The organism is Micromonospora sp. NPDC049836 (assembly GCF_044465125.1).
Taxonomy (GTDB): Bacteria; Actinomycetota; Actinomycetes; order Mycobacteriales; family Micromonosporaceae; genus Micromonospora.
In genome coordinates, this window is sequence record NZ_JBITLH010000001.1 from 674261 (window position 1) to 689320 (window position 15060).

Sequence of the window (15060 nt, forward strand, 5' to 3'; positions counted from 1 at the left end):
CCTCCGTCAGCCCGGCAAGCGCTCACCCCCGCTCACCGGGACCGGGGTCCGGCGGGCGCGGGCCGGCAGGACCACCCAGGCGAGGGCCACGCTCGCGACAAAAACCACGAGAAGGTACGCACCGAGTGTAGCCAGAGCAATGCTCACGATTCCGGCGTTTGCCGCTGCGGCCAGCAGGATGGAGCGCCCCTCCCAGCCCAGCGAGGCGGCGTGCAGCGGCGGCGCGGCCTGCCGCTTCTCCAGCCGGGCGGTCAGGTCGTAGTGGTGCAGGGTCAGCACGAAGACGTACCCGAAGATCAGCCAGGCGGGCGCGTCGCCGACCACCCCGACGGCGATCGCGAACAGGTACTCCCCGGCCCGCAGCGCGGCGGGGACCAGCCAGTCCAGCGGCCCGTCCGGCGTGGCCCGGACACCCACCGCGGCCAGCAGCCAGACCAGCACGGCCACCCCCACCAGCCAGCCCGGCGTGTCCGCACCCCAGCGCCAGGCGAGCAGGAGCAGCGCCAGCGGCGCCAGCGCCGGCAGCACGGTCAGCCACAGCACGCCCACCCCGGGGCGGGCGGCGCGCAGCAGGACGCGGGTCAGGCCCGCCGGCAGGGCCGCCGCGAACCGCCGGACCAGCGGCCCGTCGTCCCGGTGCAGGGTCACGTCGACCGTGGTCAGCACCGGCACCTTCATCCACCGGGCGCGCAGGGTCCGCAACGCCCCGGTGTACGCGAACGCCAGCGTGCCCCAGACCAGCACCGCGCAGAGCGCCACCAGCGGGCCGAAGAGCGCGGCGGCCAGCGCGATCAGCGCCCACCGCTCGCCGATCGGGAAGACGACCGTCCGCTTCAGCCAGTACGACACCGAGCCGGTGTCCGCCTGCACCTTCGTCGAGGCGGCGTTCAGCTTCCCGCCGATGCCGCCGGCCGCCCCGGCCGCCGGGCGCGGTCGCCGGGCCGCCTCGTCGTGCAGCACGCCGTACCAGGCGTCGGTCATGTGCCGCACGGTCTGCAGGGTCATCGCGGCGATCGCCAGCGCCCAGCCGTGGCGGAAGCCGGCGTGCGTGGCGCCGTAGCCGAGGCCGGCGTAGACGACGTACTCCTTGGCCCGGTCCGCCATGGTGTCCAGCCAGCCGCCCCAGGCGCTGAAGTGCCGGGTGTAGCGGGCCAGTTGCCCGTCCACGCAGTCCAGCACGAAGCCCAGGTAGAGCAGGACCCCGCCGGCCACCAGGGCGGGCCGCCCACCGGCCGCGAAGAGCAGCGCGGCGGCCACCGCGAAGGCCACCGAGATCATGGTCACCCCGGTCGGGGTCAACCGCAGCCGGGCGGCGGCCTTCGTCACGTACGGGGACCAGGTGCTGACGAAGAAGGTGGTGAAGAAGTCGTCCCGCTCCTTCACCGACAGGCGCAGCTCCGCCCGGTCCTCGTCGACCCCGGCCACCGCCGCTTCGGCCGCCCGCAGCTCCGCCTCCGTGCCGACCCGGTGCGCCACGAGCAGGCGTACCCGGTGGGCGAAGGTCAGCGTGCCGGCGGCCGCGAGCGCGGCGAAGAGCCGGTCCACGGTGCCCCCCTGGCCCGCCGCCGTGCGGGCGGCGGCCGCGAGGGCCGGCAGGTCCCCCGGCCCGACCCGCAGCGCGCCGCCGAACACCCCGGTCGCCCCCGCGGGCTCGTCGACGCCGACGACCTGGCCGCGTTCCTCCCGGACCGTGGCCTGCCCGATCGCCGGCGGGTCGGTCAGCACCAGGGCCACCGTCGGGCCGACCGGACTGGTGGCCAGGTGCCGGAGCACGGCGGTGTGCGCCACCAGGTCGGCCCCGCTGACCAGCACCGGGCCGGTGGCGCCGGTGACCAGCGCGGCCAGCTCGGACAGGTCGGCGGCCACCCGCACGTCGGCCGCCCCGGCGTCCCGCCACTGCCCGGCGAGCCGGTCGGCCAGGCGCTCCCCGGCGTCGGTGGTCAGGCCCGCCGCGGCACCCGCGGCGAGCACGATCGCGAGCGTCACCGCTTGGCCCCGCCGGCGTACGCCCGCAGCGCCTCGTCGATGGTCCCGTCGACGGTCAACCGTCCGGCGTCGAGGTAGAGCCCCCGACGACAGAACCGGGTGAGGTCCTTTTCGTTGTGTGACACCAGCACCAGCGTGCGCCCTTCCGCGAGGAGTCGCTCGATGGTCGCATAGCACTTCGCGCGGAACTCCGCGTCCCCGACCGCGGTCACCTCGTCCATCAGCAGGATCGGGTGGGGCAGTTGGGCGATCACCGCGAAACCCAGCCGCACCTTCATGCCCGAGGAGTAGTGCCGGACCGAGGTGTCGATGGAGCGTTCGATCTGCTCCCCGGCGAACGCGACGATCTCGTCGAAGTGTTGCCGCAGGTAGCCGGCGGAGAGGCCGTGCAGGCCGCCGACCAGGTAGAGGTTCTCCCGGCCGGTGAGGTCGTTGGAGAAGCCGGCGGAGAGTTCCAGCAGCGGGGCCACGTCGCCACGGACCCGGATCCGGCCCTCGTCGGGGATCAGCACCCCGGCGATCAGCCGCAGCAGCGTGCTCTTGCCGGTGCCGTTGCGCCCGATCACCCCCACGGTCTCACCCGGCTCGATCCGGAACGACACGTCCCGCAGCGGCCAGAAGTCGCCCGCCCCGGCGTCCCGCGCGCCTCGGTGGATCAGCAGCTCGCGCAGCCGCAGCTGGCGGCGCCGGTTGCGGACGAACCGGATGCCGAGCCCGTCCGCCTCGATGATCGCCGCCATTCAGAGTTCCTTGAGCACGGCCGGTTCCAGCCGGCGGAACGACCACCAGCCGAGCGCCAGCACGAGCAGGCTGCCCAGCACGGTCACCGTGAGCAGCCGGGCGTCCGGGAACTCGTCCGGGTACCAGATCGCGTGGTGCAGCTGGAAGATGCCGACCAGCGGGTTCAGCTCGTACCCGAACTTCACCCAGGCCGGCATGCCGGAGTCCCGGACCAGGGTGAGCGGGTAGATGATCGGGGTGGCGTAGAAGAGCAGCCGGATGATCAGCCGCATGAACCGCTCGATGTCCCGCATCAGCACGTTGGCCGCGGAGAGCAGCAGCGCCACTCCCACCAGCAGGACGAACTGCACCCCGACGGCCAGCGGCAGGGCGAGCAGCGACCAGCCGGGGTGGATCTCGCCGTGCGCCGCGTAGACCGCCGCGATGGCGATCAGGATGGGCAGGCCGGCGAGGTACTCGGCGAACCGGCCGGTGACCCGGCCGATCGGGAAGACCTGGCGGGGCACGTTCATCGTGGTGATCAGCCGGGCCTGCCCGGTCAGCGCGTTGGTCGCCTCGGTCAGCGCCGAGCTGGCCCACATCCAGGCGAAGATGCCGGTGATCAGAAACAGCGGGTACGACCCAGCCGCGTCACCCAGGTGCCGGCGGGTGGCGCCGGAATAGAGCACGCCGAAGACGAACCAGTAGATCAGGCCCATGCCGAGCGGCTCGATGAGCGACCAGAGGTAACCCAGCACGGACTGCTGGTACTTCACCGCGAGGTCCCGCCGGACCAGGATGCGCAGCGAGTGGCGGGCCGACCAGAGCGCGGCGACTCCTGTCGTCACCGTCCCATCCTCGCCGCCGGCACCCGGCGCCGGCGCTCGTACCGGCCGCGTCACCCCTTCGGGTTCAGCACTCGATCACGTTGACCGCGAGCCCGCCCCGCGCCGTCTCCTTGTACTTGACCTTCATGTCCGCGCCGGTCTCCCGCATGGTCTTGATGACCTTGTCCAGCGACACGTGGTGCACCCCGTCGCCGCGCAGCGCCAGCCGGGCCGCGGTGATCGCCTTGATGCTGGCCACCGCGTTCCGCTCGATGCACGGGATCTGCACCAGGCCGCCGACCGGGTCGCAGGTGAGCCCCAGGTTGTGTTCCATGCCGATCTCGGCGGCGTTCTCCACCTGCTCGGGGGTGCCGCCCAGCGCCTCGGCCAGCCCGGCCGCAGCCATCGAGCAGGCCGAGCCGACCTCGCCCTGGCAGCCGACCTCGGCCCCGGAGATCGAGGCGTTCTCCTTGAACAGCACGCCGATCGCGCCGGCGGCGAGCAGGAACCGGACCACCCCCTCCTCGGAGGCGTCCGGCACGAAGCGGGTGTAGTAGTGCAGCACGGCCGGGATGATCCCGGCGGCGCCGTTGGTCGGGGCGGTGACCACCCGCCCGCCGGCCGCGTTCTCCTCGTTGACCGCCAGGGCGAAGAGGGTGACCCAGTCCATCGCGCGCAGCGGGTCACTGGCGTTCGCCTCGGCCGCCAGGCTCCGGCGCAGCTCGGCGGCCCGGCGGCGGACCTTGAGCCCGCCGGGCAGCACGCCGTCGCGCTCGCAGCCGCGCGCCACGCACTCCCGCATCACCCGCCAGATCTCCAGCAGCCCGGCCCGGACGTCGGCCTCACTGCGCCAGGAGAGCTCGTTGGCGAGCATCACCTCGCTGATCGACAGCCCGGTCCCGGCGGTCACCGCGAGCAGTTCCGCGCCGGTGAGGAAGGGGTACCGGACCCGGGTGGCGTCCGGCTTGATCCGGTCGGCCCCGGCGGCCTCCTCGTCGACCACGAACCCGCCGCCCACCGAGTAGTAGGTCCGGGCCCGGACCTGGTTCCCGGCCGCGTCCAGGGCCACGAAGGTCATCCCGTTCGGGTGGTACGGCAGCGAGCGGCGCCGGTGCAGCACCAGATCCCGGTCCGGGTCGAAGTCGACCTCCTGGACGCTGAGCAGGCCGAGTCGCCGCTCGGTGCGGATCCGCTGCACCCGGGGCCCGACGGTGTCCGTGTCGACGGTCTCCGGGGCCTCCCCCTCCAGCCCGAGCAGCACCGCCCGGTCGCTGCCGTGGCCGTGCCCGGTGGCGCCGAGCGAACCGAAGAGTTCGGCCCGTACGCCGGCCACGTCGGCGAGCACCCCGTCGGCCTTGAGCCCGGTCACGAAGGTCCGGGCGGCCCGCATCGGCCCTACCGTGTGCGAGCTGGACGGCCCGATGCCGACGCTGAAGAGGTCGAAAACACTGATCATGGCTGCACTTCCTCGCCGCCGCGCCCGTCGTGCGGGCGCGGACCGAGTGGTGCCGCCCCGGGGCCGGGACGGCGGGCGGGTCCCGGGTTGCGGGTGCCCGACCGGCGAGCCTACCCGCCCAGCTCACCCGGCGACCCGAACCCGCCCGCTCGCCTCCCCTCACCCCACGCCTCGGCACCCCGGCGACGACCGGCCCCGCGCCTCGGGTGCCCTTTCGGCATCGGGACGTCCCGACATCGAGATCTTGGTAAGAAACGGCCCTTATAGGGGCCGTTTCTTACCAAGATCTACAGCCGTCCCAGGATGCGAATCGCGGATCCCCGGATGCGGGAGAACCTCGCCGGGTCGGGTGGCGATCGGGCAGCAGCCGGCAGCGGGAGAGCGGGGGCGCGTGAAGTGGGGATGGCGGCGAGAGAGCGGGGGCGGGTGGGGCAGGGATGGTGGCGGGAGAGCGGGGCGCGTCGGTGGGGGGCCGGCGGGGTAAGCACCTACGGGTGCCGGGGCCCCTGATCCTCCTCGGGACCGAGGGCGCGGCAGGTAACCGTTTCTAGCCTGGAATCCAGCGCGGCGGATCGCCGCGGAGTTGGGAGTACGACTGATGAGTCGCAAACTGGTCCGGCCCCGCCAGGGGCGCATGTTCGCCGGCGTCTGCGCCGGCCTGGCCCAGCGGTTCGGCCTCTCGGCCGGGATGGTCCGGCTGCTGTTCCTGCTGTCCCTGCTGCTGCCCGGCACCCAGGTGATCGTCTACCTGGTGCTCTGGATCCTGATGCCGAACGAGGACCGGGTGCGGTACTGACCCACCGCGCGGCCCGCCCGGCGGGCCGCGAGCACGGCAACGCGCCGGCGAGGACGTCCGCTCCCGGGGTGATGCGCCTCGGGCTGCGGCCGTCCGGCAGGCCGGGAACACGGCAACGCCCGCCCCACCCGACCAGGCCGGGAACACTGCAACCCCCATCCCACCCGACCAGGCCGGAAACACGGCCACCCCACCCGACCGGGCCGGGAACACGGCAACGCCCGCCCCGCCCGACCAGGCCGGGAGCACGGCAACGCCCGCCCCGCCCGACCAGGCCGGGAACACGGCAACGCCCGCCCCGCCCGACCAGGCCATGAGCACGGCAACGCCCGCCCGGGCGGGCCGGGCGGGCGTCGGGGTCCGCCGTTCAGGGTGCGGTGTAGCTGACCGTGATCTTGGTGTAGCCGAGCGAGCGGAGCAGCCCTTCCAGCATCTTGCGGGTGTTCTCCTGGGCCCGGGCGGTGAGCCCGCTGTCCCGGGCGGCCGCGCCGATCCGGTCCTCGGCGAGCTGGTAGACCTGCTGCTGCCGGTTGGGGTCGCCGCCCACCAGGTCGTTCAGCCGGTTGATCAGGCCGCGCTCCTCGGCGAAGACGTAGCTCTTGTCCATGTCGAGGTCGGTCTCGCCGAGCTGCGGTGCCGGCAGCTTGATCTCGACCGACTTGCCGTCGTCGGAGACCACCACCGCCCCGTCCGCGATCTTGGAGAAGTCGACGTACGCCTCGACCCGGCCGGCTCCGACGAAGAGCGTCCGCTCGTTGAGCAGGAAGTCGGGCACGTTGCGCCGGTCCTTCTGCACGTCCACGACGACCTGGAAGTTGCCCTCGGCGGCCACGTAGCGGCTCAGGTCGCGGATCGACTTGAGCAGCGGCGGCTGGCTGCGGTCGGTCTGCTCCTTGGCGAACGGGTTGCGGAAGTCCGGCAGGAGGCCGGTGGCCTGGATGCCGAGCAGCACCACCACGGCCAGCGCGACCGCGCCGAGCACCCCGAGCAGACCGCGCACCGGACGCGCGGACGAAGCCGGGGCACCGGCCCCGGGCTCGGGTGGAACGTCCGACCGGGCGCGGAGCGACTCCCCGGTCGGGTATTCCGGAAACTCCCTGGTGGGCTCGCTGATGTCACCGTCGCGGGCCATCGCCCCTCACCATCCTCGTCAGAAACATCGACTGAGAATGACGGTACGGCCACCATGCGACAGTCGCTCGTCGAGCGACCCGAACGGGTGAATCCGGGTTTCGACGGAGTCGCTGGACTGATCCACCGGGAAGCCCGCCGGGCCGAAGATCGGCGGGTCGAGGGCCCCGGCAGGCAGGGTGGCGGCGAGCCGCGGTGGTCGATTCAGGCGAAGGCGGAGAGCCCGGTCAGCTGCTGGCCGATGACCAGCTGGTGGATCTCGGAGGTGCCCTCGTAGGTCAGCACGCTCTCCAGGTTGTTGGCGTGCCGCATCACCGGATATTCCCCGGAGACCCCGTTGGCGCCGAGGATGGTCCGGCACTGCCGGGCGATCTCGAGGGCCTCCCGGACGTTGTTCAGCTTGCCGACGCTGACCTGCGCGGGCCGCAGCCTTCCGCTGTCGGCGAGCCGGCCCAGGTGCAGCGCGAGCAGCAGGCCCTTGTTCCACTCGACGGCCATGTCGGCGAGCTTGGCCTGGGTGAGCTGGAAGCCCGCGAGGGGCTTGCCGAACTGGGTCCGGGTGGTCGCGTAGGACAGGGCGGTCTCCAGGCAGTCGCGGGCCGCGCCGAGTGCGCCCCAGACGATGCCGTGCCGGGCCTCGGTCAGGCAGCTCAGCGGCGCCTTCAACCCGACCGCCTCGGGCAGCCGGGCGTCCGCCGGCAGCCGCACGCCGTCGAGGGCGATCTCCCCGGTGAGGGAGGCGCGCAGCGACATCTTGTGCCGGATCTCGCGCGCCGTCACGCCAGGCGTGTCCATCGGTACGGCGAAGCCGCGCACCCCCTCGTCGGTGCGCGCCCAGATCACCCCGACGTCGGCGATCGGCGCGTTGGTGATCCACATCTTGCTGCCGGTGAGGATCCAGTCGTCGCCGTCGCGCCGGGCCCGGGTGGCCATCGAGGCCGGGTCGGAGCCGTGGTCGGGCTCGGTCAGCCCGAAGCAGCCGATCGCCTCGCCGGCGGCCATCGCGGGCAGCCAGCGCTGCTTCTGCTCCTCGCTGCCGTAGCGCCAGATCGCGTACATGGCCAGCGAACCCTGCACGGAGACCAGCGAACGCACCCCGGAGTCGCCGGCCTCCAACTCCAGGCAGGCCAGCCCGTACGCGACGGCCGTCGCGCCGGCGCAGCCGTACCCGGTCAGGTGCATGCCGAGCAGGCCGAGCTTGCCGAACTCGCGGGCCAGCTCGCGGGCCGGGACCTGGCCGTCCTCGTACCAGCCGGCGACGTGCGGGCGGACCCGGTCGTCGATGAGCCGGCGCACGACGGCGCGGATCTGCCGCTCCTCCTCGCTGAGCGACGCGTCGATGTCCAGCAGGTCCAGCGCAGTCATGCGGCCACCTTAACGAAGACTCAGGAAGACGTCACTCGCCCTGACCGCTGAGCACCAGCACCCGGGCGTGGATCTGGTTGCGCTGCTGGAGCGCCGCGCGCAGCGCCCGGTGCAGGCCGTCCTCCAGGTAGAGGCCGCCGTTCCACTGCACCACGTGCGGGAAGAGGTCGCCGTAGAAGGTCGAGTCCTCGGCGAGGAGCTTGTCCAGCGCAAGCTCGCGCTTGGTGGTGATGAGCTGGTCCAGCCGCAGCGGGCGCGGCGGGATCTCCGCCCACTGCTTCAGCGTGAGGTTGTGCTCCGGGTAGGGCCGCCCGTCCCGGACCGCTCTGAAGATCACGGCGCGCTTCCCTCCCCCTACCCGGCCGGTGATGTCGGTGCCAGCCTAACCGCACGCGGCACACCGCGTTTTACTCCCTCATGTCGGTTTCGCCACGCCGGTACCCCCGCGTGGGACGGGCGAATCACCTCAGCTCCACCGGCCCCGCCGGACGACCTCGGCCATCGGCCGACGTCCCCGACGCAGCGACGGCGACCGGTGGTCCGGCGCCGGGTAGCCCACCGTCACCGCACCGATCGGCTGGTACTCCGGCGGCACCCCGAAGGCCGCCCGGTACGCGTCGAGCCGCTGCGGCGGGATGCCGAAGAAGCACGCGCCCAGCCCCTCGTCCACCGCGGTGAGCAGCATCAGCAGCGCGGCGAAACCGGCGTCCACGTGCCAGTACGGCACCGGCCAGCGGTCGGTCGACCGGTCCGCCCAGCCCTTGTCCGGCTCGGCGTAGCGGTCCAGGTAGGCCGAGGCGTTGGCGTGCGGCACCACGATCAGCGGGGCGCGGCGCATCCCGGCCAGCCAGCGTTCCCGGCCCCCGCCGCCCGGCGTGGCCGCGGCCCAGAACCGGTCCCGGTCCGCCGGCTCCTCCAGCACCAGGAAACCCCAGCCCTGGGCGAACCCGGCCGAGGGTGCCCGGACCGCGTGCGCCAGCAGCCGCTCCACCACCTCGGGCGGGACCGGCCGGTCCGGGTCGTAGTTGCGGACCATCCGGCGGCGGCGGACGACGTCGGCGAACTCCACGCTCAGCCGCCCGGCCGGATGCCCCAGGCGCCCCGCCAGGTCTGCTCCGGCTCGAGGATGATCAGATCCCGGCCGGAGCGGAACGCGTCCGCCGGGCAGGTCATCGGCTCGACCGCCACCGACCGGCGGTACCGCTCCCCGGTGAGGGTGTCCCCGGTGAAGACCTGCCACCAGCCGAACGCCTGGTCGGCCCAGATGTGCACCGCCGACCCGTCCGGCGCGGCCAGGGTGACCGACGAGCCGCCGTCGGCGTCCCGCACCAGGTCGCCGAAGGCCAGGTCCAGCACCGCGGCGCCGATCACGCGGGGCTCGGTGAAGTCGTACTCGGTGCCGGCCACCTCGGTCGCGGCCACCGGCAGCAGGCGGCTGTCCAACAGCACCCGGTTCCGCCCCGGCACCCGCATCGACACCTCGTCCACGGCCGCCTTCGGCAACCGCAGGTAGGGGTGGACGGAGAAGCCGAACGGCGCCGGCTCGCCGGACAGGTTGGTCACCTCGTGCTCGGCGCGCAGCCCGTCCGCCCCCACGCTCCACCGGGTGCGCAGCCGCAACGCCCACGGGTAGCCCGGGGTCGGCGGCAGGTCGTAGCCGAGGGTCACCGCGTCCGGGGCCGCCTCGACGAGCTGCCAGGCGGCCCAGTTGACCAGGCCGTGGATGGCGTTGTGCCGGGCCGGCTCGGTCAGGTCGAGCTGGTACGACCGGTCGCCGAAGCGGTACACGCCGTCCCGGATCCGGTTCGGCCAGGGGGCCAGGATCTGCCCGGCCGAGCCGGCACAGATCTCGTCCTCCGCGTACCCGTCGACGTGGTCGACCCCGTCCTGGCGGTAGGTCCGCAGGCCGCCCCCGACCTCGACGACGACCGCCTCGTGCCCGTCGGCGGCGATGGTCCACTGCGTCCCCGACGGGGACCGGTACCCGGCGTTCTCCATGCCGGGGACCTTAGTCCGTCCGGGGCCCGGGATGCCGGGCCGGCGCTGCCCGTCCCAGCCGTCGGTCAGTCCGGCCGGGCCGCCGCCCGGTAGCGCAGCAGGGCCGGGAAGACCGCCACCAGCAGGACCGCCAGCACCGCGGAGGCCAGCCCGCCGGCGACCATCGCCGCGCCGGTGCCGAACGCGGCGGCCATCGCGCCGGCCCGCAGGTCACCCAGGCGCGGGCCGCCGGCGACCACCACCGTGTTGACCCCCTGGAGCCGGCCGCGCATCCGGTCGGGCGCGTAGATCAGCAGCATCGACTGCCGCAGCGTCGCGCTGACCAGGTCCGCCGCGCCGGCCAGCCCGAGCAGCGCCACCACCAGCCAGAGCTGGTGGGCCAGCCCAGCCAGGGCGATGGCCACGCCCCAGCCGACCACGGCCACGGTCAGCGCCAGGCCCTGCCGGCGTACCCGGCCGATCCAGCCGGAGGTGAGGCCGCCCAGCATCGCCCCGATCGCGATCGCGCTGTAGAGCCAGCCGACCGCCGCCCCGCCGCCGAAGCGGTGCTGCGCCAGCTCCGGGAAGAGCGCCCGGGGCATGGCCAGGATCATGGCGATCAGGTCGATGGCGAACGACAGCAGCAGCACCGGCGTGGTGGCCAGGTACCGGAAGCCGTCGACGATGCTGGCCAGCCCGGCCCGGCGTGGGGTGGCCGCGTCCCCCGGGTCCGGTTCGGGCGGCATGGCGGGCAGCCGCAGGGTGGCCCAGAGCGAGACGGTGAAGAGCAGCGCGTCCACCGCGTACGCGATCGGCAGCCCGACCTCGGTGGGCCAGGCGGCGAAGATCAGACCCGCGGTGAGCGGCCCGAACACCGAGGTCGCGGTGAAGGTGGTGTAGTTGAGCGTGCTGGCCGCCGGGATCAGCTCGGCCGGGACCAGCCGGGGCAGGATCGCGCTGCGGGTGGGCGAGGTGACCGCGAAGGCGATCGCCTGCACCGCCACCAGGACCAGCAGCAGCGTCGGGCTGCCGACCCGGAACAGCGCCTGGAGCAACAGCGACAGGGTCGACGCCCAGAGCAGCGCGCCGCCGGCCAGCAGCACCCGGCGGCGGTCCCGGGCGTCGGCGACCGCGCCGCCCCAGAGCCCGAACACCAGCAGCGGCACGAAGCCGGCCACGCCGAGCAGGCCGACCCAGAACGAGACCCGGGTCAGCGCGAACATCTCCACCGGTACGGCCACGGCGGTGAACTGGAAACCGAACATCGCCACCGCGTTGCCGAGCCAGACCCGCCGGTACGCGGGCACCCGCAGCGGGCGCAGGTCGATCGCCCAGCGGCGCGCTCCGCGCGGCCGGGCCTCCTTCAGTCCCGTCACGGCGCCAGCCGCTCGGTGGTCCAGGCGCCGTCCCCGGTGCGCCGGTAGCGCAGCCGGTCGTGCAGCCGGCTGGCCCGGCCCTGCCAGAACTCCACCGTCTCGGGGTGGACCCGCAGCCCGCCCCAGTGCGGCGGCGTGGGGATCTCGGCGACCGCCGCGAAGCGCTCGGCCGCCGCCCGGTACGCCGCGTCCAGCGCGGCCCGGTCCGGCACCACCCGGGACTGGGTGCTCGCCCAGGCGCCGAGCTGCGAGCCGCGCGGCCGGCTGGCGAAGTACGCCTCGGTCTCGGCCCGGTCGACCCGGGCCACCCGCCCGGTGACCACCACCTGCCGCTGCATCGGGAACCAGGGGAAGACCAGGCTGGCCCACGGGTTGGCGGTCGCCTCGCCGCCCTTGCGGGAGTCGTAGTTGGTGTAGAAGACGAAGCCGTCCGGGTCGTACCCCTTCAGCAGGACGGTCCGCCCACTCGGCCGGCCCTGCGCGTCGGCGGTGCCGACCACCATGGCGTTCGGCTCGGGCAGCGGGTACGCCACCGCGTCGGCGAACCAGCGGACGAACTGGCTGTGCCAGTCGGGTGCCAGATCGGATTCGGAAAGGCCCAGGTCGGCGGCGTACTCGTTACGCATGCCGGCCGGGGCTGGTGTGTCGCCGGTCACAGTCTCCGTCCTTTTCGTCGGGGCGACCGCGTCCCCCGACGCTGGCCAGACCCCGCCACCCAGTCTTGTCCAGGTAGCGCGCCTGTCCACCGGCGGGGGTGTCATGTGGCGCACACCCACCGTGGGTCGCGGACTCGGTTACCGAGCAGGCAAGATGTCACGAACACATCCCTGAGGGTCGCCTAAGCCGCGGGCCGGTCGAGCCCGCGCGGCCACCACCGCCGGAAGCCAGGAGACGACATGGCCGACTTCAAACCGGGCCTCGAGGGCGTCGTAGCCTTCGAGACCAAGATCGCCGAACCGGACCGCGAGGGCGGCGCGCTGCGCTACCGCGGCGTGGACATCGAGGATCTGATCGGTCAGGTCTCCTTCGGCAACGTCTGGGCGCTGCTGGTCGACGGCCGGTTCGGTCCCGGCCTGCCGCCGGCCGAGCCGTTCCCGGTGCCGGTGCACTCCGGCGACATCCGCGTCGACGTGCAGTCCGCGGTCGCCATGCTGGCCCCGTACTGGGGGCTCAGCCAGCTGCTCGACATCTCCGACGAGCAGGCCCGCGAGGACCTCGCCCGGGTGTCGGTCACCGCGCTCTCCTTCGTCGCCCAGTCCGCCCGCGGCCTCGGCCTGCCGGCCGTGCCGCAGAAGGAGATCGACAAGGCCGAGACCATCGTCGAGCGGTTCATGAAGCGCTGGCGGGGTGAGCCCGACCCGCGGCACGTCAAGGCCGTCGACGCCTACTTCATCTCGGCCGCCGAGCACGGCCTGAACGCCTCCACCTTCACCGCCCGGATCGTCGCCTCCACCGGCGCCGACGCCGCGGCCTGCATCTCGTCCGGCATCGGCGCGCTCTCCGGCCCGCTGCACGGCGGCGCCCCGTCCCGGGTGCTCAGCATGCTGGAGGCGGTCGAGCGCAGCGGCGACGCCGAGGGGTACGTCAAGGGCGTGCTCGACCGGGGCGAGCGGCTGATGGGCTTCGGTCACCGGGTCTACCGGGCCGAGGACCCGCGCGCCCGGGTGCTCCGGCGCACCGCCAAGGAGCTGGGCGCGCCGCGCTTCGAGGTCGCCGAGGCCCTGGAGAAGGCCGCCCTGGCCGAGCTGCAGGCCCGCCGCCCGGACCGGGTGCTCGCCACCAACGTCGAGTTCTGGTCGGCCGTGGTGCTCGACTTCGCCGAGGTCCCGGCGCACATGTTCACCTCGATGTTCACCTGCGCCCGGATGGGCGGCTGGTCCGCGCACATCCTGGAGCAGAAGAAGCTCCAGCGGCTGGTCCGCCCGTCGGCCCGGTACGTCGGCCACACCCCGCGCAAGCCGCAGCAGGTCGAGGGCTGGGACGCCATCCCGCACGGCGTCTGAGCTGTCCGGCCCGGGCCCCGCTCGACGCCCTCGGTGGCGGCGGGGGCCCGACGCAACGTGCCCAGGGGGCCCGGTCCGCGACGGACCGGGCCCCCTCGCGCTGTGGCGCATCCCTCAGCTCCGGGGGTGGGACCAGCCGCCGGGCCGGCCGGCCCGGGTGCGAGGATGAAGGCCGGCAGCGCCGCCGGACCGGGCTCGGACCCGGCCCCGCCGCGCGTGCGCGCGTGGCCGCCCACGGTCCGCGCCCACTGAAGGGCCGCCCTCCCCCCTGCGGAAGGATCGAGACAACAGTGGCTGACGCACCGACCATCCGGATTCCCGACGACATCAGGCCCGCCGACGGACGTTTCGGCTGCGGGCCGTCCAAGGTCCGTCCGGCGGCGGTCTCCGCGCTCGCCGAGGTCGCCACCAGCTACCTGGGCACCTCGCACCGGCAGAAGACGGTCCGCGACCAGGTGGCCCGGCTGCGCCGGGGCATCGCCGAGTTCTTCTCCCTGCCCGAGGGCTACGAGGTGGTGCTCGGCAACGGCGGCACCACCGCCTTCTGGGAGGTCGCCACCTTCGGCCTGGTCCGCGACCGGGCCCAGTTCGCCAGCTTCGGCGAGTTCGGCGCCAAGTTCGCCAAGTCGGTCGCCGACGCCCCGTTCCTGGGCGAGCCGACCGTGCGCAAGTCCCCGGCCGGCAGCGCGCCGACCCTGGTCGCCGAGGCGGGCGTGGACGTCTACGCCACCCCGCACAACGAGACCTCGACCGGTGTGGCCGTGCCGATCAGCCGGGTGCCGGGCGCCGACGAGGGCTCGCTGCTGCTGGTCGACGCCACCTCCGGCGCCGGCGGCCTGGAGGTCAACGTCGGCGAGACCGACGTCTACTACTTCGCCCCGCAGAAGTGCTTCGGCTCCGACGGCGGGCTCTGGCTGGCCCTGATGTCGCCGGCCGCGCTGGCCCGGGCCACCGAGATCAAGGAGTCGGGCCGCTACATCCCGGCCTTCCTCGACCTGGTCACCGCGATCGACAACTCGCGGCTCGAGCAGACGTACAACACCCCCGCGCTGGCCACCATCTTCCTGGCCGCGGAGCAGACCGACTGGATGAACGCCCAGGGCGGCCTGACCTGGGCGGCCAAGCGCACCGCGGAGAGCGCCGGCATCGTGTACGGCTGGGCCGAGCGCGCCGAGTTCGCCACCCCGTTCGTGGCCGACCCGGCGCTGCGCTCCAACGTGGTCGCCACCGTCGACTTCGCCGACGGGGCGGACGCCACGGCGATCGCCAAGGCGCTGCGCGCCAACGGCATCGTGGACACCGAGCCCTACCGGAAGCTGGGCCGCAACCAGCTCCGGGTCGCGCTCTTCCCGGCGGTCGAGCCGGCCGACGTCGAGGCGCTCACCGCGTCCATCGACTACGTGGTCGAGCGACTCTGACCACC

At 73.7% G+C, this 15060-nt stretch carries 14 protein-coding genes; 3 read left to right on the forward strand and 11 right to left on the reverse strand.

What is annotated here, in order from left to right; genetic code table 11:
* Positions 1-6: 6 nt before the first annotated feature.
* The 4 genes from ACIBPB_RS03205 to ACIBPB_RS03220 form a co-directional block, all read right to left on the reverse strand.
* A complete protein-coding gene (locus tag ACIBPB_RS03205) occupies positions 7-1986 on the reverse strand; it encodes a DUF5941 domain-containing protein (protein WP_396837950.1) in 1980 nt (659 codons plus the stop codon).
* Positions 1983-2726 (reverse strand): ABC transporter ATP-binding protein, encoded by a 744-nt coding sequence (locus tag ACIBPB_RS03210; protein WP_396837951.1) that lies wholly within the window; start codon positions 2724-2726, stop codon positions 1983-1985. The genes ACIBPB_RS03205 and ACIBPB_RS03210 overlap by 4 nt, the downstream gene beginning before the upstream one ends.
* Positions 2727-3554, reverse strand: coding sequence for an ABC transporter permease (locus tag ACIBPB_RS03215; RefSeq protein ID WP_396837952.1), 828 nt, complete (start codon positions 3552-3554; stop codon positions 2727-2729).
* A 64-nt stretch (positions 3555-3618) separates the two neighbouring features.
* The gene (locus ACIBPB_RS03220) at positions 3619-4989 is read right to left on the reverse strand and encodes an L-serine ammonia-lyase (RefSeq protein WP_396837953.1); all 1371 of its coding nucleotides are present in this window, start codon (positions 4987-4989) and stop codon (positions 3619-3621) included.
* 598 nt (positions 4990-5587) lie between these two features.
* On the opposite strand from ACIBPB_RS03220, the gene ACIBPB_RS03225 reads away from it, so the two are divergent.
* A complete protein-coding gene (locus ACIBPB_RS03225) occupies positions 5588-5785 on the forward strand; it encodes a PspC domain-containing protein (protein ID WP_357309534.1) in 198 nt (65 codons plus the stop codon).
* 367 nt (positions 5786-6152) lie between these two features.
* Here the strand turns inward: ACIBPB_RS03225 and ACIBPB_RS03230 are convergent, their stop codons facing one another.
* The 7 genes from ACIBPB_RS03230 to pdxH form a co-directional block, all read right to left on the reverse strand.
* Entirely contained in the window at positions 6153-6917 is a 765-nt protein-coding gene (locus ACIBPB_RS03230; RefSeq protein ID WP_357309530.1) for a DUF4230 domain-containing protein, read from the reverse strand.
* Between the two features lie 203 nt (positions 6918-7120).
* On the reverse strand, positions 7121-8281 hold the full coding sequence (locus tag ACIBPB_RS03235; protein ID WP_357309527.1) for an acyl-CoA dehydrogenase family protein: 1161 nt from the start codon (positions 8279-8281) through the stop codon (positions 7121-7123).
* Positions 8282-8312: 31 nt separating this feature from the next.
* The gene (locus ACIBPB_RS03240) at positions 8313-8618 is read right to left on the reverse strand and encodes a type II toxin-antitoxin system VapB family antitoxin (protein ID WP_046566293.1); all 306 of its coding nucleotides are present in this window, start codon (positions 8616-8618) and stop codon (positions 8313-8315) included.
* Between the two features lie 129 nt (positions 8619-8747).
* Positions 8748-9350 carry a nitroreductase family protein gene (locus ACIBPB_RS03245; protein WP_396837954.1) on the reverse strand — a complete coding sequence of 201 codons (603 nt, stop codon included), beginning with the start codon at positions 9348-9350 and terminating at the stop codon, positions 8748-8750.
* A gap of 2 nt (positions 9351-9352) precedes the next feature.
* Entirely contained in the window at positions 9353-10279 is a 927-nt protein-coding gene (locus ACIBPB_RS03250; protein ID WP_396837955.1) for an aldose 1-epimerase family protein, read from the reverse strand.
* Positions 10280-10344: 65 nt separating this feature from the next.
* A complete protein-coding gene (locus ACIBPB_RS03255; RefSeq protein WP_396837956.1) occupies positions 10345-11634 on the reverse strand; it encodes an MFS transporter in 1290 nt (429 codons plus the stop codon).
* The gene (gene pdxH, locus ACIBPB_RS03260) at positions 11631-12260 is read right to left on the reverse strand and encodes a pyridoxamine 5'-phosphate oxidase (RefSeq protein WP_396838172.1); all 630 of its coding nucleotides are present in this window, start codon (positions 12258-12260) and stop codon (positions 11631-11633) included. Before pdxH ends, ACIBPB_RS03255 begins: the two co-directional genes overlap by 4 nt.
* A gap of 270 nt (positions 12261-12530) precedes the next feature.
* Between pdxH and ACIBPB_RS03265 the strand changes: the two genes are divergently transcribed.
* Together ACIBPB_RS03265 and serC are read left to right on the forward strand one after the other, a co-directional pair.
* Positions 12531-13637 carry a citrate synthase 2 gene (locus ACIBPB_RS03265; RefSeq protein ID WP_396837957.1) on the forward strand — a complete coding sequence of 369 codons (1107 nt, stop codon included), beginning with the start codon at positions 12531-12533 and terminating at the stop codon, positions 13635-13637.
* 290 nt (positions 13638-13927) lie between these two features.
* Positions 13928-15055: a phosphoserine transaminase gene (gene serC, locus ACIBPB_RS03270; RefSeq protein WP_396837958.1), complete on the forward strand. Its 1128-nt coding sequence runs from the start codon at positions 13928-13930 to the stop codon at positions 15053-15055.
* Positions 15056-15060 lie beyond the last annotated feature (5 nt).

Excerpts from the sequence above, each read along its gene's own strand:
- ACIBPB_RS03220 (WP_396837953.1), bottom strand. The coding sequence starts at position 4,989 with ATGATCAGTGTTTTCGACCTCTTCAGCGTCGGCATCGGGCCGTCCAGC.
- ACIBPB_RS03265 (WP_396837957.1), top strand. The coding sequence starts at position 12,531 with ATGGCCGACTTCAAACCGGGCCTCGAGGGCGTCGTAGCCTTCGAGACC.
- ACIBPB_RS03225 (WP_357309534.1), top strand. The coding sequence starts at position 5,588 with ATGAGTCGCAAACTGGTCCGGCCCCGCCAGGGGCGCATGTTCGCCGGC.
- pdxH (WP_396838172.1), bottom strand. The coding sequence starts at position 12,260 with ATGCGTAACGAGTACGCCGCCGACCTGGGCCTTTCCGAATCCGATCTG.
- ACIBPB_RS03235 (WP_357309527.1), bottom strand. The coding sequence starts at position 8,281 with ATGACTGCGCTGGACCTGCTGGACATCGACGCGTCGCTCAGCGAGGAG.
- ACIBPB_RS03210 (WP_396837951.1), bottom strand. The coding sequence starts at position 2,726 with ATGGCGGCGATCATCGAGGCGGACGGGCTCGGCATCCGGTTCGTCCGC.
- ACIBPB_RS03230 (WP_357309530.1), bottom strand. The coding sequence starts at position 6,917 with ATGGCCCGCGACGGTGACATCAGCGAGCCCACCAGGGAGTTTCCGGAA.
- ACIBPB_RS03250 (WP_396837955.1), bottom strand. The coding sequence starts at position 10,279 with ATGGAGAACGCCGGGTACCGGTCCCCGTCGGGGACGCAGTGGACCATC.